Consider the following 21,612-nt stretch of genomic DNA (forward strand, 5'->3'; position numbering starts at 1 on the left):
AGGAATTAGCAGGTTCCACGGTTCGGGAATGGCTACTAAACGGACTTATCCCTAAAAGTACAACCATCTTGCTAGCCTCAGATGGTGGAGTAGGTAAAACCAAATTTGCTTATGCAATTGGCAAGATCCTGATTCAAGGGACTCAGCTTGGTTCATTCGTAACCACAGGAAAAAGAAAAATTCTTTACTACCAGGGAGATGAAAGCCCCGGTGACATGCTGCAAGCTTTAGATTCTCTGGGTTATTCCGAGGAAGATATTGGCGATTCTGTTCGCGTTCGCTTTGGTTGGAGCGCTGAAAATATGCCAACACTCATCCAGGATTTAAAAGAATTTCAGCCAGAAATTGTTTTTATTGATTCGCTATCCACGGCCAACCGATTTTCGATTTACCGCGAGTCAGAAATGGAGTATGCCCGTCCCATTTTGGAAATGACTGGACTAGCCAACCAGTACAAAACCACCTTTGTAATCATTCACCACATGAACAAGGGCGGTGAAGTCAGAGGTACAACCGCAATTAGAAACGCAGTTAGTGAAGTTTGGACGCTATCCAAGGACAACAAAGAAACCGCCACTGCTTACGACCGGATACTAGAAATCGACAAATCGCGATCGCGCTCTTGCAATAAGAAATACCGAATGTATTTCAACCCAGAAGACCTCAGCTTCACATTTTTAGGAGAAGAGGGAGAAGAATTTGGAGGACCGGCTCACTCTGCCAAGGAATCAACCTTGCAATTCTTAGCTAACAACAGAAATATCAAATTCACCGGTGAGGAGATTGCTCATCGGCTAGACATTTCCAAAGACTATACCCGCCGTTTCCTAAACGAACTATCAGCTGATGGATTGATCGGTGTAAAACGCCATCCAGGAAAAGCAAATACCTACTTCTTAACTTTTGAGGGAGGATCACCAAAGGATCACCCCTCGGATCACCTCACTTTACATTCCGTAAGCGTTGATGGCAATAGCTTACAAGCTAATTCTGAGCTTGGTATAAAAAAAGTAGGATCACCCCCAGATCACCTCTATGATCACCCCATAAAAGCCGACACAGCAAGGGATACAAGCGAAGGTGATCCTGGGAGTGGTGAAAATAGCAAAAAAAATCCCAACGCAAAGATTTCTGAGGATAAAGGGGGGGTAAAGGATCACCTTTGCCTGAAAGCTTTGTCAGTCAACCACTTTGGGGGTGATCCTGGGGGTAATCCTAGTACTGACCTGGGGGTGATCCTGCACGAAAATATACTTGACAAAGAAATGGTCGCTAAACCATTACCAGACAACAACCCTGGCAGTTTTTACCAGGGTGATCCTAAGGGTGATCCTTCAAATTCTCAGGATCACCTCGACAGCAATAATCCCTCCCCCCTGAAACAAGCAGATTTTGAGGAAAAGGGTATTTACTGGTCGCCACGACTCAACAACCAAGTAATGATATGGAAGCTTTTTAAATCCCTGCCAGAAGCCGAAGTTTACCAAGCTGGGAATCCTACAGATAAAATTCGGGTGAAACTGTCTGAGCTTTACCCACTGCCGGAATTCAAAATTAATGATGAGGTGGCAGTCATTGGCGATCACAAAAAATTCAACGACAGAGTATTCACAATCAGCGCTATTCACCCTGGTGGTATCTGGATTGAAGGGAAAACCAGAACGGGCACTGACTCTTATGGTCCATTTTCGCCAAGTCAACTGAGAAAAGTAAGCGGCTAATTCTAATTCGCCACTTGGTGATTAGTAGTTACTGCGATCGCCCTTCTGCCTTGAAGCGATCGCTCCGGCGAAATCAAGAGCGATCGCAATCGATTTATTGAGGTTTTAAACAGCAACGTGAACGGGCGTTGAGGTTGACTCATACTCTGCAAGCAGTTGCTCTAGAGAAGCCAGCTTTGCTGTTGTGTCGGCTTTTTCTTGTTCGTCTTGATTTAGCGAAGATGATATCGCCTCAAGTTTAGAAGCCAGTTCGGTATTAGCTGCTTTCAGTTGGGCGTTCTCAGACCGCAGTTGTACATTTTCTTGGATGGAAGCGATCGCACTTTGAAAAAAGCCAGTCAATTTGTCTAAAAAGTCGGGTGTCGTAGTCATGGGATGCCCTAATTTCTTTACTCTGGTTCAGGATAATAGATAAAAAATACAATTGTCTAATCAAGAGCGATCCGTGTAGCTTTAAGTAAAATCAGAATATCTTGATAAAACTTTACATTGTTTTATCCAGTATAAATGCGAGTAAAAAGGAAGTGTAAATTCAACTAAGTTCCTGTTTTGCCTTCTGGCAAGGTAAAACAGGTGTACTTCTCCATGTTTCTAACAGCTATATCTCTGCATCCGAGATATAGCAAGGCTTTAAGTCGGTAAAAACACTTCCGAAATTACATAAAAGTGGCATATTTACTTATTTGAAATTGATTAATAAAACAGAGAAGTAACTATTCAAAACTTCTTCTGATGACAGCAATTAATATAGCTACTCAAATTCCTTCCCAAATCACAACTTTAGAACAGTTGCACGCCTGGTCAGCGCAAGCTTTATTTGCAATTAATCCAGGACTTACGATCATCGAAGGTGTGGGGTATACCGAACGCGCCGCTCAAGCAGGTACTTTTTGGGTAGCGGCAGATTCAAAAACAAGAATGATTTGTCGGTTGTCCTTAGAAGTTTCCCCAGATTATTTAAGTGCTAGTGGTAAGCCGTGGACATTTATCCAACCACTTAGTAGCACCGCTTTACCTGCAAGCTTTAGCGCCAATTAATTAAAATGTCAGACGAAATTAATCCCCGGCAGTTCATTTCACTTGACTACAACGATGCTGATTTATACGGGGGATTAAGTCAACGTCCAGCGCCAGCTATCCCACTAGAAAAAGCCATCGCGCCAACGCAAACGGGTAGAGAAAACGCCAGTACTAGGGCGATGGAAAAAAATCTCTGGGAATTAGAAACAGCAAGAAATGCTCAATTCCTTCGAGAACAAAAAGAGCAGGCAATTGCTAGAGAAGAAGAGATAATTCGCCGTGAACAAGCCCGCCGTCAAGAAATAGCTAACAAAATCTCTAACAATCAACCGAAATCAGAAGAGGTATCCCAGCCACCTAAATCAGAATCGCCTTTAACAAAACAACAAAGATCCACACCAGAACGCCAACCGCAACCATCGACAGGTTCGCCACCTCCAACGCCTAGCGGGACTGCTGCAAGAGCAAACCCACTAGTGGAACCGACTGCAACGCCAGCCCCCGCAGCATTGCCTGAACCAATGCCCAGCCCAGCCCCAAAAGCAGGTAGTGGACTTTCATTTAGTTCTTTACCAACAGGAGTAGGTAGAGCAATTGTTCCAGGTGTTTTTACAGCTGCAAATTTTGCAGATCGGGTTGTTCATGGTCAGCCAGTGGTGCAAGCAGCTAGCGGCGCGGGGGCTTCTTTGGTTGGTGGAATTGCTGGTGGTATTGCAGGTACGGCTGTTGCTGGGCCCATCGGTGGACTTGTGGGCGGATATGTTGGCGGAGCAATTAGTGACTGGTTTTTTCAACCTCCAAATACAGGCAGCCCGCCTGTTGAAGTTCCTAACTACCCTCCTTTTCGAGGTGGACAAGTCCCAAGAGTGCAATATTTGGTAAAAGGAGAATTTGATGTTTTTCAAGCGTTGACTCAAAATAGAATACCAGCATTTGTTCGCCATTCAAGCGTTCAAGGGGTAATTTTTGGGCCTATAAATAGTATTAAATTCAAAGATGGAAAAGATGGCGATTTTATTGGATTTTTAATCGATGGTTACAATCAATTCGGAGATCCAGAGATTGCTTTTCCTCAAGTAGGACATGCTGGGGGTGAATATGGTGCAAATCCATCTAAAATAACAATTTTAAGAGTTGACGGAAAAAACGAAATCTATCCCGATAAAACAGCCCCCGCACCACCACCCGATAATGATCCATATCATTTTAATGTTTCTCCAATAGGAAATAATAACTCGACTCCATCAGGCACGCCAGGAGCTAGAAAAAAAATTGGAAATAACAAAGATGTTGCCCCTTCAATGCCAAGCGGCAACACTCCCAACGGAAATTCATTTTTTCCAGGACACGGAGGATTAGCCCCAAGTAAAAATCCAAACCCAACACAAGCACCCTCAAACCTTGGAGGAGGATTACCCGCAACCAAACAACCACCTCCACCCCCATTGCCTTTTGCTGAACCAGATGATATTCCCGCACCGCGCACAATTACTTTTAATACTCCAGGTGGGGGAACTGTAACTTCAAGTCAAGGTGGGGGACTTGCTTTAGGACCGCCATCTTTTCCGGGTTCAACAGTTAAATACGATTCTCAAGGAAACGTTTTACCCACAGGCATTGATGGTAAAGATCCTTATTCGTTTAAACCTAATCCTTTAGTTGCTAACCCATTAGTAGCCAATGGATTACAGCCAAATGGACTACCTTCGACCAAAGCTCCAAGCCCAATAAGTGATGCTGATTCCCCAATACCAAAAAGTAACACATCACCCAAACCAGAAACAACCGGGCAAGCAGAAACACACAAGCAATCAGATAATAATGAAGCTACTAAAAAAGCGATACAAGAAGAAGTCAAAAAACTTACAGAAATAGGTGCTTTAATAGCTGGACTAACACCAATTATCAAAGGAATTCCTGATGCAATTGCTAAAAGCCCCACAGTACAAGCGGCTAATAAAAAAACAACTAAAGATGCAGTATGCGAAATTGCTCAACCTGGGGGATGCCTCGGAAACGCTTTAGATGATTCGGCTGATAAAATCAATCAAAATAATGATAAAAACGCAAATAATATTTTAGACAAAATTAATGCTGGGGCAAATGCTGCACAATTGGCACTTTTAGAATTAATTAATACTAAATTAGGTAATTTAATCCCTGGTGGATTATCAGGAAAGCTTGAACGTCTCAGTAAATGGCTGCATCTTAATAGAGCATTAAATATATTAATTTGGTGGCAAACTCTTCACAATGCTTACATGTTAAGCGCTAATTTAGGACAAACTTTAACCAGCGCTATATCGAATGTTTTAGCAGCAATCGGCATTAAAGATGCCGAAGGTAGTCCATTAAATATTGGAGAAATATTAGGTCATGAGTTTGACTCTCTTGCAAAATCTGTAATTGGTGAGAGTGAATGGGGAAGCATCAAAGCAGAATACAAAAAATGGAATCGTATTTATCAAGCTGCTGCTAACTTACTCAATGCAGTTCAATCAATTGGATATTCAATTATTAGCGCTTTAGAAGTTGTTGGTAGCTATGTTGCTTTAATTGGCAATGCTTTACGCAAATGGGGTGAAGTTGGAGAAAGCGCTTACCGCTGGTTTAACCCACAGCCTAATTTTCATGATAAGTTTTTTACCGTACTAGAAAATACTACTAATGTTGTCTCTCAAGTAGATCAGGTAGCTTCCGAAGTCTTATCTGTACAAGATAATGTCAATCAAATTGGCCAATTAAAAAATGAACTCAACAAATCATTGAGTGAAGAATCAGAATCCAAGCAAGGTACTATTCCCCCGGAAGCTGCCAAAATTAAAGATACAGCCGAAAAATCTAAATCAGCAAGCGCTACTGGATTACAGCTTCAGGATACAGATTTTGAACCTGACGATGGAGACTAATAAATAATGCCATTACCAGATGATTTTAATGAATGGGAACACCTACAAGATACTTTAAGACTTTGGCACAATAGAGCAGTAAACCAGTATTTTAAAAATACTGAATCTGACAGTTTAGCTACTCCCAAACAATCTTTAAAGGTAGCTTGCCTGATGAAAGATTCTGATACTTCAACAATGACATTAATGAGAATGTGGTTATTTGAAGTAACAGCCGGAAGATTACAAAGCGTCCAACGACCTGTCTATGGTATTCCTTGGTTTGATGTGCAATCAGAACGTACCTTCAAACCTCAAGTAAAACTTTATTTTTTAGAACCTTACAATTTTGAAATTCACGAGAATGAATCAACCCCTCAGCTAGAAGGTGAAATCACTTTTAGATTAATGCACGAGTCTAGCGAAACTATTAGTAGAAGTGATGCTCAAAGGCTAGCTAGACAAATTAAAAATGTCTTTGCTACTCCTCCTTTTTTGTGGCACAAAGGACATTTCAAATGCACTTATTTTGATACAGCACGCGGTTATGAGTTGAAACTTTTAGTTCCTAATAAAGCTGAGGGGGAACGAATCATCAGAGCAGTGTTAGAAATTCAAGAACACCCCTTTGAACGTGAATTTTTGCAATTTATTGACAATGACCGAACTTATCCCACAAATCCCGGAACTCATCGTGTTTATGGGCGTACAGTCAAAAAATTTGCTAGACGGCGAACGGCACAAGTAAAGTTTCGCTTCGCTCAACTACTAATCTGGGGGAAACAAAACCCTGTTAACTTGGTTGCTACATCTGGCTCTCGGTTGCGGAGCGTCATCGAACGAGTTTAAACAGAATCATAGCATTAAAACTAGGTCAGATAACGCCGATTACTATCCTAGAAATTGGCAATTTTTAGGAAGCAATGATGCAATTAATTGGGACTTATTAGATGAACAGATAAACAATAATGTTTTAAATAGTATTAGTCAGTGGCTAACAATTTCTGTCTCAACAGCTACTAGATATTCATACTTTAAATTATTACAAAACGGAGTAGATTCGTCAGGCGTAGGATATTTATGCTTAGGGGAAGTAGAACTGTACGGAAATTATACCCGGTGAATAACAATTAAATTTTTGTAGTAACAAAATGGATACTCACAATAATATTGCTGTTATTGTTGGCATTACTGCGGTTATATCAACTGTTTATAAGCTTTTGATTGAGCCAAGTATTGATGCGAAAATAGCAGGGTTAGAAACAAAAGGTTTTTTGGCAATTGATACTTTTAAAAGTAATCTCAATGATAAAATTATCGTTTTAGATAGAAAAGTTGATATTCACCTACAAGATTACACTAACTATAAAGAAGCTAATCTTTTACATAACAATGGTTTGAACGAAAAAATTAACCATACTTGGAATAAAACAAAAGAGTTGTTTTCTGAAGAGAAAGCTACAAGGAAAGAGATTCAAGCGTTTTTTCAAAAGCAGCATGGGTCAAAAAATCCTAACTAGTCATGATTCCATTTTTTTTTGTAATTTTTTTTCAAAGCTGACTTTTACCCAATTAGGCGGGTGGTAGAATTCAGCCATATAGTAATCAATTTCCTCTCCCATCTCTTCAAAGCCTTCAGCCCAGATGTTTAAGTGAAACCCAACAGATTTTTTGCAGACCAGGATTGAGTAAAGTAATTCCGGTTGACTGCAAGGTAAAATTTTTCCTGTACTGTCTAACTTCCAAAAGCAGTATTTTGCATCATTTCCTTTCAAGCCTGGTTCAATTATTGGTTGGTAGGGTGCAAAGCTAAATTTATTTGCATTTTGGAGGTAGAACTGGTAATCACGCTCGAACTGAACACTATATTGCATTACTGTAATAAAAAATTATCCGTTAGTGTGCCCAGTTTGCCCTTTGGGGATTCTTCGTACTTCTGGACATATTGTTTTGATGCGGCAAAAATTATCTCCCTAGTTTTTTCGTCTAGGCTTTTACCAAATATTCCTAAGACCTTACTGCCACCTCCCCAAAGGATTTGGAAAATCGGAACTGCTACACCACTAACGACTGATATCGCCCAAGGTTCCATTCCTGTCATAAGATTATTCAGTGAATATTTTTAGCAATTAAAGCTGGATTGTGTTATCCAACTCTAAGTTATATTATGACAACTACACCAAGCTTCAATTCCTGGGTTATCTGTCCCCAACCAAATCCTCAAGCCAACTTGCGTTTATTCTGCTTCCCCTACGCTGGCGGGAACTCAGCGATTTTTCGCACCTGGCCTAATAATCTACCTAATAATGTCGAAGTCTATGCTGTGGAATATCCGGGACGGGGAAGACAAATTAAGTCAGCACATTGACGCGATTAGAACCTCTTGTGGAAGCGATCGCTCCAATTCTTTTACCATATTTAGACAAACCATTCGCTTTCTTCGGTCACAGTATGGGCGGATTAGTTAGCTTCGAGTTAACCCGTCTACTTCGCTCTAAATATAGTCTTGCTCCCTTTCATCTCTTCATATCTGCTCGTCGCGCCCCGCAAATCCCGTTGATAAAACCACCCCTCCACGTCCTATCAGACGTTGATTTGCAAGACGAGCTACACAGTCTTAACGGTACACCTAAAGCAGTTTTAGAAACTCCAGAACTGATGCAGATATTCCTGCCGATTTTACGGGCAGATTTTGCAGTTCTGGAAACTTATATTTACACTCAAAAACAGCCATTGAAGTGTCCTATTACTGTTTTTGGTGGTTTGCAAGACCGAGAAGTTAGTCATGAAGAGATGCAAGCATGGCAAGAGCAGACTATCGCTGCTTTTTCATTACATGAATTTAACGGTGATCACTTTTTCATCCATTCACACCAAGAATTATTATTAAAACTTATATCTCAAGGATTGCAGATGCGTCAGCGCAGCTGGTAGTAGTCATTAGACGAGAAGGAGTTAGGAGTCAGAATATAGAATTTTCCTGACTCTCTGAACTTCTGATGTACAATATTTTTACTGTTTATCTTTGGGTAGCGATCGCTAGCCTTGCTCCCTTTACCTGACGGACTTGATCCATTATCCCCACTATCTCACCGTGCAAGACTTTTTGATCAGCATTAATAATCACCAATGCATCTGGGTTAGAACCAATTAAAGTCCGCACTCGCGCTGCTAAATCATTAACTGCTATTGGATCGCGGTTTAAGCTTACCTGACCTTTTTCATCTACCGTGATGGTAACTTTAGTGGGAATTTGCTGTTCCTTCGCCGTAGCTGCTTTCGGTAGATTTACTGGTAATCCTTCTGAGCGTGTTAAAAACAGCGTTGACATGATAAAAAATGTCAAAAGGGCAAACATCACATCAATCAGAGGTACTACATTTATAAATGGTGCTAAATCTGGTTCATTCTCATCTAGATCCATAGGACTTCTCCTGTTGTTGGTAGCGATCGTGTTGTTCATAGCGATCGAGGAACAGTATTTCTAACTGTCCGCCGTACTCTTGAATCATTGTTATCTGCCGCTGGTATAATCCCCGGAAAATGCTGGCTCCTAAAAGCACAAAGATAGCCACAATCAATCCTGAGGCGGTAGCAACTAAAGCTTCACTAATACCAGCAGTAACCGCACCAGTTTTAGTACCTCCGACATCACCAATATTCAGTCCAGCAAATGAGCGAATTAATCCTAAAATTGTGCCGAGAAGTCCCAACAGAGGCGCTAAACCGATAATGGTGTCAAATACAGGTTGAAACCGCTTGAGTGTAGGAATTTCTGCTTGCGCCTCGCTTTTCAAAGCCAAACGAAATTTTTCTGGAGTCGGTCTTTCTAGCTGTAGTCCAGCCAGAAAAATGCGTGCTATGGGTAAATCTACATTTTTTTGCAGCTTATCCACAGCACTAACGACATTATCAAGTCGATAAAGATTTAAAACTTCTCGCACCACTCGGTTTTGACGCTTACCAATTTGTAGCCAAAACTTCGCCCGCTCAATCATTAGCGCCCCTGCCAACACTGAAAACAGCAACAGCGGCAACATGACTACACCACCTGCTGCAAACAAATTTTGAATTCCCATGTAGTGCCTCTAAACGTCATCAACAATACAAAATTAGACTACCAGAATTAAGGGAAAAAATGAAACTTTTTCTCAATAGAGTTTAAGAGACAATCATAATTCTTTAAAATATAATCTAACATCATTATTTTTACTTACTTTTTTTTTGTTTTAGATAAAATAATTTAATTAACAAAAAATTAATCATATCTAAAAATCGTGATATAGAACAGTATTTTTCAAAAATATTTTGATGATGTAAGTATGCTGTTGCGTAATACTGCCAAAATAATTTTAATTTTTTACTTGATATTTGCAACCATGCATTCTAAGATGACTAAATTAGTGAGAATAGGTAGCAATAGCTATGAGCTTTTCCGGCACTACTGTCGAGCAACGTTCCAAAGAAGTTGAGGCTCTCAAGTCTTTTCTGACTTATAGTCTGATAGGTTCACTGGCGCTGCATATCGGCGTACTGTCCTCAGGCATAGGTAATTATTTAACGAGAGTGCCCACAGACGAAGATGAACCAATAGAGGTGGCGATCGTAGATTCTCCGACTGCCGAACCAGAAAAACCACTTGAGAAAATTCCCGAAGAACCCAAAAAAGAACCAGAAATTGTTCAAAAACAGCCTAGAGAAATTCCATCAGTACAAAAACCAGTACAAGAATTGATTGAAAGACCACAAATTCAGCCAGTTCAACAACAACCAAAACAAACTACTCAAATTCAGCCAGTTCAACAACAACCAAAACAAACTACTCAAAACCCACAACCTACAAATAGGGAAATTGCTCCCAAGCTACATGTCCCTGTGACAACTGTTGCACCTGTGAGCGGCGGCGGTGGCGGTGGCGGCGGCGGCGCTAGTCCAGTCCTGACAGATAACTCTGGTAGCTCTGGCTCAGGCGTTGCTTTAAATACAGGTTCAGGTTCAGGTTCAGGTTCAGGTTCAGGTTCAGGTATTGGCAGTGGTATTGGCAGTGGTATTGGCAGTGGTATTGGCAGTGGTATAGGTTCAGGTATTGGCAGTGGTATTGGCAATGGAGTAGGAAACCCTCCGACAGTAGCAACAGCACCAATACCTCCGGCATCTCCAAAAGTCAATAGTTCAGGTAATGGTAATGGTAATGGTAGGGTAGCTTGCCGTCGCAATTGCAAATTCCAGTATCCAACTTCATTAAAAGGGCAACACGTTGAAGGCAGCCCAGACTTACATCTTGAATTAGATGAACAAGGTAATGTCACTAATGTGCGTCTTGTTCGCTCCAGTGGAAACTCCACCGTGGATGAAGACGCCATCAAACAGGCACGTACAATCCAACTAAGTGGTGGCAAAAAACAAGTGACACTCAGGCCTAATTATACTATTGAAGGTTCACGCCGAAACCGAGAAGCTAACGAACGGAAAGCACAAAGAGAAGCACAAGAAAGAACCCAGCAGGCAGCAACAACTGCTAACTCCACACCAGAAAATCCAAGACGTAGGCGCAGAGAGTTGACACCCTCATCTAACGAAGCTACAGCCACAAGACCAGCAATATCTGGATTGAGTAGACGCTTGGAACCTCAAAGACGAGAAATTATTACCTCAGGCTCATCATCTGAAGCGAGGATAAATCGCACTCAAGGAAGTGCCAGAGACTCCCTACGCAATATCCAGCGTGAACGAGCGGCTACCAATTCATCACAACAGCCACAAGCAACCCCAACTCGGCGGCGGCGAGCAGAAAACACCAGTCAGAACAAGTTGCGGGAGTCTTTGCGGCGTTTACGCCCACAACCTCAATCCCAACCTGCTGCTCCCAGTCAGCAGTAGTCTGTCAAAGACTACTAGTAGAGGGACAAAACTTACAAAAATCATACTTTGATTAACGATAATCGCCGCCTCCTGTTTTTAGGAGGCGGTTGTTTTTTAGATCCGAATGGCTACATTAAGCATCATCCCTCTACCATGAGGAAGAGGGGTTAGGAGTGCGGTAATTTTATGATGGGCAATTAGACACACTGGCGATCGCGCCCTTTGCCAATCAATGGAAGTGGAAGTGAATAATCCCGTACTTTCCCATCCCCTATTTCTCTGATGAAGGCGATGAAAATCGCTTGCGCCTAAGGAATGGTTTGCTCATCACCAAATTATATGCTGAGAGGATAGTCAATGGCTAACTCTCAAGTTGCTCATCTGCACTTTATGCTAGGCTTCAAATTCACTGATTTGAATAAAACTTCTACATAAACACACACTGATGCAGTTTCATTTGCTTGAATAGCTATATTGATAAGACATTGATCCGACGGCAATTCACAATTCCTGATTATGGCAAGTAAATTCATTGATGTTAGGGAATATACTGTCAGAGCGCATAAAAGACAGATCCACACTCGTGTTTTCCAGTTTGTCTGTAAAGAGTGTAACGATCTGACAAAACGCGAGACTTTCGGACCTCGACCTTTATATTGTGAGAGATGCCGCCCTCCCCAACCGCCTAAGAAATCCCAACCAACATCTCACAAAGCAAAACCCAGACCAATGTCTTACAAAAGTGACATCAACTTAAATTGATTGAAGCCTTATGACTCAAAATGGACAATTAGAACCACCTCCGGGCACCTTTGTTTCACCACTGTTGGAATTACGAGACTATTATGCTCGCCTTACAGAAGAGTATGAACGCCTTTTCGTGCAGGCGCGATCGCAGCTCGATCATGTAGAAGCGTTGTTGTCTAACTGGTCTTTTTCTGATACCAACAAGCAGATATCAAGTCTGACGGCAGCTGAGGAAATCTCAAATCTTTCTCAACAAGGCTCTTTGCGGTTTTTAGCACCTCTTGATGACATCGACGAAATCAACTTGGTGGAGTCTGTATCAGAACTCGCAGACTCAGATAAGGTTGAGATAGATAATTCTTTTTCTGCTGTTGATACAAAAGAGAGTCAATCTTCAACTACATCGCCAGATCCAAAGATAGCCCTAGAGAACAACGATAGTTCAACAAAGGTGGCGGAAATCCCCATGCTACCCCAGTATGATCACGCTCTCTCGCGAATGGAAGCCATAAAACAGCTATTGCAAGAGCAGATAGGCACTGTCTGTCATATTGATTTTATCGTGCGATCGCTTTATGGAGAGTTGGATTCCAATCTATTCAAAGTAGTTAAAGGTAGGGTTCAATCTTCCCTCACCCAAGGCAGAGAAAGGAATTACTGGGTAACTATTCCCGATGAACCAGGTTGTTATACTCTGGATTTAAGTTTAGTAGCCTCAAGTAACCGCAATGGTGCTTTTAGGAGCATCAAAAACAAAAATAAGAAGCCTTTCGTACCTCCGATAAAAACAGTACCAATGCTCAAAGCCTTTGAGGGTCAATTCTTAATTGATGCCCTCACTTCTCTGTTAGAACAAAATCCAGGTAAAGTTTTCAGCGTTGCTGAAGTCATTGCCGGAATTTATGGAGAACTAGATTCTCAGCAACTTAGAGAGATCAAAAATAAGGTGCTGAATGAATTATCTAGAGGCTATCGGACAGGCAGATTTTCTAGGGTTCCTAACCAAATTGGCTTCTATACTTGGGACTCCAATCTGATATTGGAGGGTAGTTCTCGCTAAATGGGCATTGGGCACAAAAGGCAGAGGGGCAGGGGGCAAGGGGAGAATGACACTAAGATAAGTCCAAAGTCTTGTGTTGCCTCGTTAAGAGCCTCCAGGCTGGGAAACCATTGTGAGAGGCTCTGCCTCCTCTTTGTTGACCAGAGGCAGAGCCTCTTGGAACTAGTTCCCAGTCTGAAGACTGGGAACAAGGCTAGACAAGCTTTTCGGCTTTTCTTAGTGCCATTCGGGCAAGGGGGCAAGGGGGAGAATTAAAATTACCTCTTTCCCCCCTGCCTCCCCTGCCTATCCCAAAAACAGCTTGTATGCCGGATTCTTGTTTTCATCCCAATAACGATAGCCCAAGTTATCGAGAAAAGCTTGCCACTCTTTCATCTCGTCGGGGGGAACCTGGATACCAACAACGATTCGTCCGTAATCTGCGCCATTGTTGCGGTAGTGAAAAAGACTAATATTCCAATTGGGACTCATGGAAGTAACAAACTTCATCAATGCGCCGGGACGTTCGGGAAACTCAAAACGGTAGAGCAATTCATTGTGAGCCAAGGGAGAGTGCCCACCCACCATGTGCCGCAGATGTAATTTAGTTAGTTCGTCGTCTGTTAAATCAAGAGTTTTAAATCCTTGAGCTTCAAAGTTTTCTACCATCTTTGCAGCATCGGCCCGGTTTTGAATTTGCACACCTACAAAAATATGGGCTGTTTTTTCATCGGCAATGCGATAATTAAACTCGGTAAGATTACGGTTGCCAATACATTCACAAAACCGACGAATACTTCCCCGTTCCTCAGGGATTGTGACTGCAAAGATAGCTTCGCGGCGTTCGCCCAACTCTGCCCGTTCTGCCACAAAGCGGAGGCGATCAAAATTCATGTTTGCACCACAAGCTACAGCAATTAAGGTTTGTCCCTCAATTTGTTCTCGTTCTGCGTAGGCTTTGGCAGCTGCGATCGCCAATGCACCGGCTGGTTCTAAAATGGATCGCGTATCCTCAAACACGTCTTTAATCGCGGCACAAGTTTTGTCTGTATCCACCAGAATAATTTCATCTACATACTGCTGACATAAACGAAAGGTTTCTTCACCTACTTCTCGCACCGCCACGCCATCAGCAAATAACCCCACTTGGGACAAGCGCACCCGATGTCCGGCTTTTAGTGATTGAGACATCGCATCAGCATCTACTGGCTCAACCCCAATAATCTTGATTTCCGGACGCAATCGTTTCACATAAGCCCCAATCCCAGAAATTAATCCGCCCCCTCCAATTGCGACAAAAATTGCATGGATAGGTTGCTGATATTGCCGTAAAATTTCCATCCCGATTGTTCCCTGTCCAGCAATTACATAAGGATCATCGAAAGGATGAATAAAGGTCAATCCTTTTTCTACTTCTAATTCACGGGCATAACTATAAGCATCGTCGTAGGTATTTCCATGTAACACGACTGCTCCACCCCTCATCCTAACCGCATCTACCTTAACTTGGGGTGTGGTTACTGGCATGACGATAATCGCTTTGGTTCCCAAGCGCTGGGCTGCAAGGGCGACCCCCTGAGCATGGTTCCCCGCAGACGCTGCGATTACACCTTGCGCCAATATATCTGGTGGCAGTTGCACCATTTTGTTATAAGCACCCCGCAGTTTAAAGGAAAATACTGACTGCATATCCTCACGTTTCAGCAGGAGTCGATTATTTAGCCGCGCAGACAAATTTGGAGCATACTCCAGTGGTGTTTCCTGGGCAACATCGTACACACGGGCAGTTAGAATTTGGATGAGGTAGTCACAATACATGGGTGTCAAGGTGTTAGCAAATGCCTGATGGAAATTAATTTTACGTTACAAGCGATCACACTGGTTTGAATTCACCATCGCATCTTGGATGGATTATAGAGAGACTAAACTATGTAAATTTTTAAAACAAAATAGGCACAGTTGCACAACTATCAAGAAGATTCTCCTGATTTGCTTGATAATCATGCTACTCGCGCGTTAATACCTGCTATATGCCTGATAATTAATAAAGCAATCTACAGAGAGCAAAGATGCAGACTCTCCAAAAACTCTCCCTCCCAAGCATGGGCTGCGGGACTTGGGCCTGGGGCAACCAACTGCTTTGGGGATATAACGAAAGTATGGATGACCAGTTGCAAGCCGTCTTTAACCTATGTGTAAGCAACGCTGTGACTTTATTTGATACAGGTGATTCTTACGGAACTGGGAGATTGAATGGTCGCAGTGAGTTACTCTTGGGACGATTCAACCGAGAATATGTATGTTCAGGTAAAGAAAATATTTGTATTGCGACTAAGCTTGCTGCTTACCCGTGGAGATGGACACGTCAGTCAATGGTGAAAGCTTGCAAATCATCTGCCCAACGCCTGGGAAGAAACGTAGATTTGGTACAGATGCACTGGTCTACAGCAAATTATGCTCCTTGGCAAGAGGGAGGGCTGTTAGATGGTCTTGGCGATTTGTATGAGCAAGGACTGGTTAAGGGAGTGGGACTATCTAATTATGGGCCTAAGCGGCTTAAACAGGTACAGAAAAAGTTTGCTGAACGAGGCGTTCCGATTACTACTGTGCAAGTTCAATACTCTTTGTTGTCTACATATCCTGTCACTCAACTAAAGCTTAAAGACCTTTGTGATGAGTTGGGAATCAAATTGATTGCTTACAGCCCTCTAGCTTTGGGACTACTGACAGGAAAATACTCTGAGCAAGGCCCTTTGCCCAAAGGCATTAGAGGTCTGTTGTTTAGGCAGATATTACCAGGAATGCGATCGCTTTTGGCATGTTTACAAGATGTGGCACAGTCTAGAAACAAAACCATGTCACAGGTAGCAATTAATTGGTGCATCTGTAAAGGAACTATTCCTATCCCTGGAGCAAAGAGTGTGGAACAGGCAAAGGAGAATATTGGTGCATTGGGTTGGCAATTAGACGGCAATGAGATTGCAGAGTTGGATAAGGCGGCAACGAATGCAGACAAAAAAATGGTACAAAATATCTTTCAAACTAAGTAAAATTTAAAGGTTGCTGAATATGAATCATTGCAAACACTTGGTTTAAGTCTGAGACTCCAGGCGTACTCATTAGACCTCTTGCAAAAATCCTTGAATCACCCCCCCCAACCCTCCCCGATGTGTTGGGGAGGGGGCAAGATTTCAAGTTTACCCCCTTTATATCGGGGGAATTAAGGGGGGTCTATTGGACTTATGCAAGAGGTCTATTGTCTAGCAAAAGCCAAGTCACTTTCAATTATCTTGGCACCTGTTAGGTTAACCCCACTCAAATTGCAGAAGTTAAAATTTGCCCCTCTTAAGTCTGCTAGTGCTAGATTGGCTCCTCTTAGGTCTGCATCAGTTAGGTTAACTTCACTTAAGTTAGCGCTACTTAGATTAGCTCCTCTCATATCTGCTTGTTGCAGGTCTGCCTTGGTTAGGTTTGTCCTCATTAGGTATGCCTTACTCAGGTCGGCTCGACTTAAATTAGCTTCACTTAGGTCTACTGCCGTTAAATCAGCTTTACTTAGATTGGCTTGACTTAAGTCTGCCCAACTCAACTTTGCATAACTTAGGTTAATTTCACTCAGCTTTACTGATGCAAGTACTGCACACCTCAAATTAGCATTAATAAAATTTCTTTCTCCCATTGCATAACGGCGTAAAAGTTCATCAGTTGCTACTCTGTCTAAAACAGCTTTTGATGCGCCTTGATAACACCATGTAGCTTCTAATAGTTTGGCCGCAGTATTAATAGCTACCTCATCACATTTAGCTATGCTCACACCATTGCAGCCATCCCATTGACCGTTAAGTATAAAGGCAATCTCATTAGCGGCAGCAATTGAGTCAAATAGTAAAATAGATTCCTTGTGCCGTTTTAACCAGCTATTCCAACCAATCGAGATAATATTTTTCATTTTTATAAATTTTGGCACGTTAAGTGACGATTAAGGCTCTAACTTCTAGATATTTAAGACTTACGCACACTCTACGAATTCTCGGCGCTCTTGGCGTCTTGGCGGTTCGATAAATTAAGCTTTTTAGCAATTTTTGCGTAAGTCCTAATATGAATAAACAGAGTTTATTCATAGTTAGTTTCACCAGCACAAAAGACTGAGCTTCCTTTTTCAAGACTGCCTCTTTTGTGCGCCAGTTTATGACAGGGCGCTGCACAAAGACCTACAACACTGATGCAGCCCATTATATAGCGCTCTGTCACAAAGGAGTTACAATCGGCTTAAGTACAAATACAAGAACTTAGTTCTAAACAGTTGAGTCTGAGCGTTCTATTTGTTGCCGAATGGTATCAATAGAAGCATTAACGCCAGCTAGTTTGGACTCTAAATCATCTCGCATCCAAATCAAGAATTTTAATTTCCGCTCTAAGCCAGCTTTGCGCGAAATGGGTTCGCTTCCATAACAGGGATTACCCCAAAAAGGAAACATAATTTACCTCTGTATTTAGCTTTTGTAACAGTGCAATGTATTGCACTACTACACTACATTATGACTAATCACAATCAGACTGGTGTGTGTAACAACCGATCTAAATTAGACGTGCTTAACGAACTTTGCTAAAAGTTATCTATTGAACTAGCAGAGGTATTTGACCATACTGCCATCAACTCTTTCCATTCCTGCGTTAAGAAAAAGGTGAAGTGACGGCAGCACTTCAAATAAACACAGAAAGATTCTGCCAATTTGGCATTACAAGTCTCTGTTTTGCAGTTTAAATGAGATATCAAGAGAACGGGATAGCCCGAAGGTTACACGAGGAATAGTTTACCCTATGCCTCAGTCGCTCCACAAATCGCCAGTTGTTGACCCAACGCTGTAGAATCACTTCTCAAGCAACTTACAGCGCTCGGTCATCGCTTCTTTACAACTGGCTAGTAATGTACTAGAAAACACATAGTAATTGAGCAGTCTATCTACTGCTTAGATTTGGCAGACACCCCTGGTGGCATATTTCCTTACTTGAATCAAGAGGATGAAGGGCGATGCCTACGGCGGTAAACTACGCACTTCATAAAATGGGAACCCTATTATATAATTGCGTTCCTCACTGCCATGAAATTATTAAATTTCCTCAAATCCAAACTAGCTATTATAGCCTTAGCGATGCCTGCGGCGGTAAACTACGCACTCAACATCACGGTGATTGTCATTGATGTCCATTCTTCCAGTTCAAATCCTCCCATTGTCAAGAGTACAATTACTCAGTCTCAATCACATATTCAACTTGTTCATACACTGACTGGGCATAAAAAAGTGACTTTTGGTGTTCGAGCAATTGTGATTAGCCCGGATGGGCAAACCCTGATTAGTGGAGGTAGAGATGATACTATTAAATTCTGGAATCTTCAGACTGGAAAATTGCTGAGTAGTTTAGAAGCTCACTCAGATGGTGTTACTTCAATTGCTATTAGTCCAGATAGCAAGCTGCTTGTAAGTGGTGGGATAACCACCCCAACTATGAAGGTTTGGGATTTACGCACTCAATTAATGCTTAACATCGAAAGTGGACATCCGCTGCCAGTAGAAACCGTTGCTATTAGTTCAAATGGTAGATTGATTGCTAGTGGCAGTGATGATCATACAATTAAGCTTTGGGATTTACACACTCTAAAGCTGCTTGATACCATTGCTGCACATTCAGCATTTGTGAGTAAGGTTGCATTTAGCCCTGATATGCAAACCCTTGTGAGTACTGGGGGTGGCGATGACAATACAATTAGGCTCATTAATCTGCAAACTAAAAAAACCCGCCATATTCTCAAAGGACACAAAACCGGAGTTGATGCTATTGCTATTACTCCAGATAGCAAAAAGCTCGTCACTGGCAGTTTTGGTCAACTAGTTTCTCGAAATCGTGCAACTAGCACCCTGAAGTTATGGAATCTTCAAACTGGAAAACTGTTGCATGAGTTTCCTGACAATTTTAGTTCAGTTGAATCTCTTACCATTAGCCCGGATGGAAAAATTCTGATTTGTGGCAATTTTGATGGCAGTATTAAACTGTGGAGCTTAGAGACTTTAAAATTGTTGCACACCTTTCAGGATGGTTCCAGTTCTGTTTTAGCGGTTGCTTTTAGCCCAGATGGTAAAACCCTTGTGAGTAGCAATGAGGATAGTACTATTCATATTTGGCAAATCAACAAGTAAGTGGGCTTAAAGGTTTGTAGTAAGGAATTCAGCCTTTACTACGAGCCAATTTAATTAATTTTACATTGCGTAATATAGTTTGATTTATTCTTGCTCACTTTGCCCACTCACTTAATAGCAGTTATCGTTTACGTGAGGTAAACCCGTAGGGGCACGGCATTGCCGTGCCCCTACACCTCGTGATGTAACGTTGTACTGCATCTGAATGGGAACCGCTATAACTGCATTATTTATTACCTACAGAATGGAAATTTAAAAGACAAGTATGGAGAATTGAATAATTGAGCTTGTTGTCCTGGTAAGGACTATTTTGATTTTCGTGCCGATTTGGGCGGTGTTCGGTGTGCGCCAAAATACTTCTCACTGCGATAGCGCAGCCACACCCGCAACACTTGCGGAATCTGCTCTTTTTGTTCCTTGGTCAGTGTATTGTAAAGGAAGATTGCGCGATCGCGCTCACCCCGACAGGCGGCATTATTGTGAGCATCCCAATAGCTGCGGGCTACCCGAATCCGCCGACAGACTTCTTTAATCAGCGCAACTCCGGTGAGTGGAGCGTCCTGCTTTGCCATACTCAGATGCGATAAGTTTCTAATGCGATCGTAACGAATCAGACTCATTTTCACAATCGCAACCCAAACAAGTCAAACCCGCAAATCGATTTCACTAGACTTTAGACACAGACAGCAAAAGTAACTCAGCAATCAAATCCTCTGAAAACATAAATTTGTTCACTCCTAAGTATGTTGATGATCCATATTTTTTCGTCTTTAAAAGAGATTGATGCTCGATAGAATAATTTATGCGTATTCATCATCTTAATTGCGGTTGTATGTGCCCGATTGGTGGGGCACTCTTCGACGGTTTTAGTCGTGGGCTGACAGCCTGTCTGGTCTGTCACTGTCTGCTGATCGAGACAAATCAGGGACTCGTTCTCATCGATACAGGCTTCGGCCAGCGCGATATCAAAGCGCCATTATCAAGACTCAGCCCCTTCTTCATGAATTTGAATCGAATCAAGTTTGAACAAAAATACACGGCGGTTGCGGCTATTGAGCAGCTTGGCTTGAACCCGCGCGATGTCCGCCACATAGTGCTTACTCACCTCGATTTTGACCATGCAGGCGGGTTAGAAGATTTCCCAGAAGCAACCGTGCATGTAATGCTCAGTGAGATTGAAGCAGCGCAGGAACGGCACGGCTTTATCTCATCGCAACGTTACCGTCCTGGCCAGTGGGACGAAGTAAAAGATTGGAAGTATTATTCGGCTGGCGGTGAACCTTGGTTCGGCTTTGAGGCAGTACGTAACCTCGAAGGACTACCGCCCGAAATTCTCCTGATACCGCTCGTCGGTCACACACGGGGTCATGCAGGCATCGCTATTGAGACATCTGAAGGCTGGCTCTTACATGCAGGCGATGCTTACTTTTACCGACACGAGATCGGCTCTGATAAACGAGTTTGCACACCTGGTTTGCGTGCCTACCAGTGGATGATGGAGGTAGACCGCAAGGCTCGACTTTCTAATCAAGAAAAGTTACGTACATTATCGCTCGACCACAGTAGTAACGTGCGCCTCTTTTGTAGCCATGATGCGATCGAGTTCAAAACCTTCGCTGACCAAGATAATTCACAATTGCAGAAAGGCAATTCGCGCTCAACAACCTTAGATTAGCTCAAAAACTCGACGTATTTCAACGGAATTATCCAGTTTTTAAGGTTCGGGTGAGATGCGTTAATCAGTTTTAACACACTCACCCCAAAGTAAAATATCTTACCTAAGCTTGTCAAGCTTTTACAGCAGTTTTCATGTATTTGAACCACATCTGTCGTAGGGGCACAGCAATGCTCATTGGTGTTAACTTAAGCCAAAACCTCTTTAAAACCTCGTTTCCAGCCAGAGGCTGGAAATGCACTTCAATTGCGGCTCTGCCGCAAGTCTTGAGGCGGAGCCTCTTATTAGGCATTCCCAGTCAGAGACTGGGAACGAGACAACAGGACAATCTCTAAAAGCTTGTTCTAAACTAACTTTCACGTTAAGTTGACACCAATGAGCAATACTGTGCCCTTACCGCATGGTCTATTTACCTGAAAATAGCTGTAATAAGCTGTTCCACATTTAGCTTGTATATCTAAAT

21 protein-coding genes and 1 pseudogene are annotated in these 21,612 nt (G+C 42.3%); 12 read left to right on the plus strand and 10 right to left on the minus strand.

Annotated elements, in window-relative coordinates; translation table 11 throughout:
- On the plus strand, positions 1-1,721 hold a 1,721-nt coding region (locus V7K35_RS26270; protein WP_335083048.1), incomplete at its 5' end, for an AAA family ATPase.
- A gap of 2 nt (positions 1,722-1,723) precedes the next feature.
- On the opposite strand, the gene V7K35_RS26275 is transcribed toward V7K35_RS26270, so the two are convergent.
- Positions 1,724-1,864 carry a hypothetical protein gene (locus tag V7K35_RS26275; RefSeq protein WP_335083050.1) on the minus strand — a complete coding sequence of 47 codons (141 nt, stop codon included), beginning with the start codon at positions 1,862-1,864 and terminating at the stop codon, positions 1,724-1,726.
- Positions 1,827-2,093, minus strand: a complete 267-nt coding sequence (locus V7K35_RS26280; protein ID WP_335083052.1) for a hypothetical protein — start codon at positions 2,091-2,093, stop codon at positions 1,827-1,829. Before V7K35_RS26280 ends, V7K35_RS26275 begins: the two co-directional genes overlap by 38 nt.
- Before the next feature lie 360 nt (positions 2,094-2,453).
- Between V7K35_RS26280 and V7K35_RS26285 the strand changes: the two genes are divergently transcribed.
- From V7K35_RS26285 to V7K35_RS26300, 4 genes are all read left to right on the plus strand, one after another.
- On the plus strand, positions 2,454-2,759 hold the full coding sequence (locus tag V7K35_RS26285) for a glucose-6-phosphate dehydrogenase (protein ID WP_335083054.1): 306 nt from the start codon (positions 2,454-2,456) through the stop codon (positions 2,757-2,759).
- Between the two features lie 5 nt (positions 2,760-2,764).
- Complete coding sequence (locus V7K35_RS26290; protein ID WP_335083056.1) at positions 2,765-5,650, plus strand: hypothetical protein; 2,886 nt, start codon at positions 2,765-2,767, stop codon at positions 5,648-5,650.
- Positions 5,651-5,656: 6 nt separating this feature from the next.
- Entirely contained in the window at positions 5,657-6,478 is an 822-nt protein-coding gene (locus V7K35_RS26295) for a hypothetical protein (protein ID WP_335083058.1), read from the plus strand.
- Between the two features lie 302 nt (positions 6,479-6,780).
- Positions 6,781-7,149, plus strand: a complete 369-nt coding sequence (locus V7K35_RS26300) for a hypothetical protein (RefSeq protein WP_335083060.1) — start codon at positions 6,781-6,783, stop codon at positions 7,147-7,149.
- Here V7K35_RS26300 and V7K35_RS26305 read toward each other — a convergent pair whose 3' ends face one another.
- Together V7K35_RS26305 and V7K35_RS26310 are read right to left on the minus strand one after the other, a co-directional pair.
- Positions 7,150-7,404 carry a hypothetical protein gene (locus tag V7K35_RS26305; RefSeq protein WP_335083062.1) on the minus strand — a complete coding sequence of 85 codons (255 nt, stop codon included), beginning with the start codon at positions 7,402-7,404 and terminating at the stop codon, positions 7,150-7,152.
- Between the two features lie 98 nt (positions 7,405-7,502).
- Positions 7,503-7,730 (minus strand): hypothetical protein, encoded by a 228-nt coding sequence (locus tag V7K35_RS26310; protein ID WP_335083064.1) that lies wholly within the window; start codon positions 7,728-7,730, stop codon positions 7,503-7,505.
- A gap of 66 nt (positions 7,731-7,796) precedes the next feature.
- Between V7K35_RS26310 and V7K35_RS26315 the strand changes: the two are divergent.
- Positions 7,797-8,563 (plus strand): annotated as a pseudogene (locus V7K35_RS26315) (thioesterase II family protein).
- Positions 8,564-8,648: 85 nt separating this feature from the next.
- On the opposite strand, the gene V7K35_RS26320 reads toward V7K35_RS26315, so the two are convergent.
- Positions 8,649-9,053 carry an ExbD/TolR family protein gene (locus V7K35_RS26320; RefSeq protein ID WP_335083066.1) on the minus strand — a complete coding sequence of 135 codons (405 nt, stop codon included), beginning with the start codon at positions 9,051-9,053 and terminating at the stop codon, positions 8,649-8,651.
- Complete coding sequence (locus tag V7K35_RS26325) at positions 9,040-9,708, minus strand: MotA/TolQ/ExbB proton channel family protein (protein ID WP_335083068.1); 669 nt, start codon at positions 9,706-9,708, stop codon at positions 9,040-9,042. Before V7K35_RS26325 ends, V7K35_RS26320 begins: the two co-directional genes overlap by 14 nt.
- A gap of 346 nt (positions 9,709-10,054) precedes the next feature.
- Between V7K35_RS26325 and V7K35_RS26330 the strand changes: the two genes are divergently transcribed.
- From V7K35_RS26330 to V7K35_RS26340, 3 genes are all read left to right on the plus strand, one after another.
- Positions 10,055-11,509 (plus strand): energy transducer TonB, encoded by a 1,455-nt coding sequence (locus V7K35_RS26330; RefSeq protein WP_335083070.1) that lies wholly within the window; start codon positions 10,055-10,057, stop codon positions 11,507-11,509.
- 498 nt (positions 11,510-12,007) lie between these two features.
- The gene (locus V7K35_RS26335; RefSeq protein WP_273767526.1) at positions 12,008-12,253 is read left to right on the plus strand and encodes a hypothetical protein; all 246 of its coding nucleotides are present in this window, start codon (positions 12,008-12,010) and stop codon (positions 12,251-12,253) included.
- A gap of 10 nt (positions 12,254-12,263) precedes the next feature.
- On the plus strand, positions 12,264-13,298 hold the full coding sequence (locus V7K35_RS26340) for a hypothetical protein (RefSeq protein WP_335083072.1): 1,035 nt from the start codon (positions 12,264-12,266) through the stop codon (positions 13,296-13,298).
- A 285-nt stretch (positions 13,299-13,583) separates the two neighbouring features.
- Here the strand turns inward: V7K35_RS26340 and ilvA are convergent, their stop codons facing one another.
- Positions 13,584-15,095, minus strand: a complete 1,512-nt coding sequence (gene ilvA / locus V7K35_RS26345) for a threonine ammonia-lyase, biosynthetic (RefSeq protein WP_335083074.1) — start codon at positions 15,093-15,095, stop codon at positions 13,584-13,586.
- A 251-nt stretch (positions 15,096-15,346) separates the two neighbouring features.
- Here ilvA and V7K35_RS26350 point away from each other — a divergent pair, with 251 nt between their 5' ends.
- A complete protein-coding gene (locus V7K35_RS26350) occupies positions 15,347-16,327 on the plus strand; it encodes an aldo/keto reductase (protein ID WP_335083077.1) in 981 nt (326 codons plus the stop codon).
- A 203-nt stretch (positions 16,328-16,530) separates the two neighbouring features.
- Here V7K35_RS26350 and V7K35_RS26355 read toward each other — a convergent pair whose 3' ends face one another.
- Positions 16,531-17,226: a pentapeptide repeat-containing protein gene (locus V7K35_RS26355; protein WP_335083079.1), complete on the minus strand. Its 696-nt coding sequence runs from the start codon at positions 17,224-17,226 to the stop codon at positions 16,531-16,533.
- A 346-nt stretch (positions 17,227-17,572) separates the two neighbouring features.
- Positions 17,573-17,755 carry a hypothetical protein gene (locus tag V7K35_RS26360; RefSeq protein ID WP_273767515.1) on the minus strand — a complete coding sequence of 61 codons (183 nt, stop codon included), beginning with the start codon at positions 17,753-17,755 and terminating at the stop codon, positions 17,573-17,575.
- 624 nt (positions 17,756-18,379) lie between these two features.
- Here V7K35_RS26360 and V7K35_RS26365 point away from each other — a divergent pair.
- On the plus strand, positions 18,380-19,474 hold the full coding sequence (locus tag V7K35_RS26365; RefSeq protein ID WP_335083081.1) for a WD40 repeat domain-containing protein: 1,095 nt from the start codon (positions 18,380-18,382) through the stop codon (positions 19,472-19,474).
- 305 nt (positions 19,475-19,779) lie between these two features.
- Here the strand turns inward: V7K35_RS26365 and V7K35_RS26370 are convergent, their stop codons facing one another.
- Entirely contained in the window at positions 19,780-20,046 is a 267-nt protein-coding gene (locus V7K35_RS26370; RefSeq protein ID WP_335083174.1) for a Precorrin-3B methylase, read from the minus strand.
- A gap of 260 nt (positions 20,047-20,306) precedes the next feature.
- Here V7K35_RS26370 and V7K35_RS26375 point away from each other — a divergent pair, with 260 nt between their 5' ends.
- A complete protein-coding gene (locus V7K35_RS26375; protein ID WP_335083176.1) occupies positions 20,307-21,149 on the plus strand; it encodes an MBL fold metallo-hydrolase in 843 nt (280 codons plus the stop codon).
- The last annotated feature ends 463 nt before the right edge of the window (positions 21,150-21,612 follow it).

Origin of the sequence: Nostoc sp. (assembly GCF_036917275.1) — a bacterium.
Taxonomy (GTDB): domain Bacteria; phylum Cyanobacteriota; class Cyanobacteriia; order Cyanobacteriales; family Nostocaceae; genus Nostoc.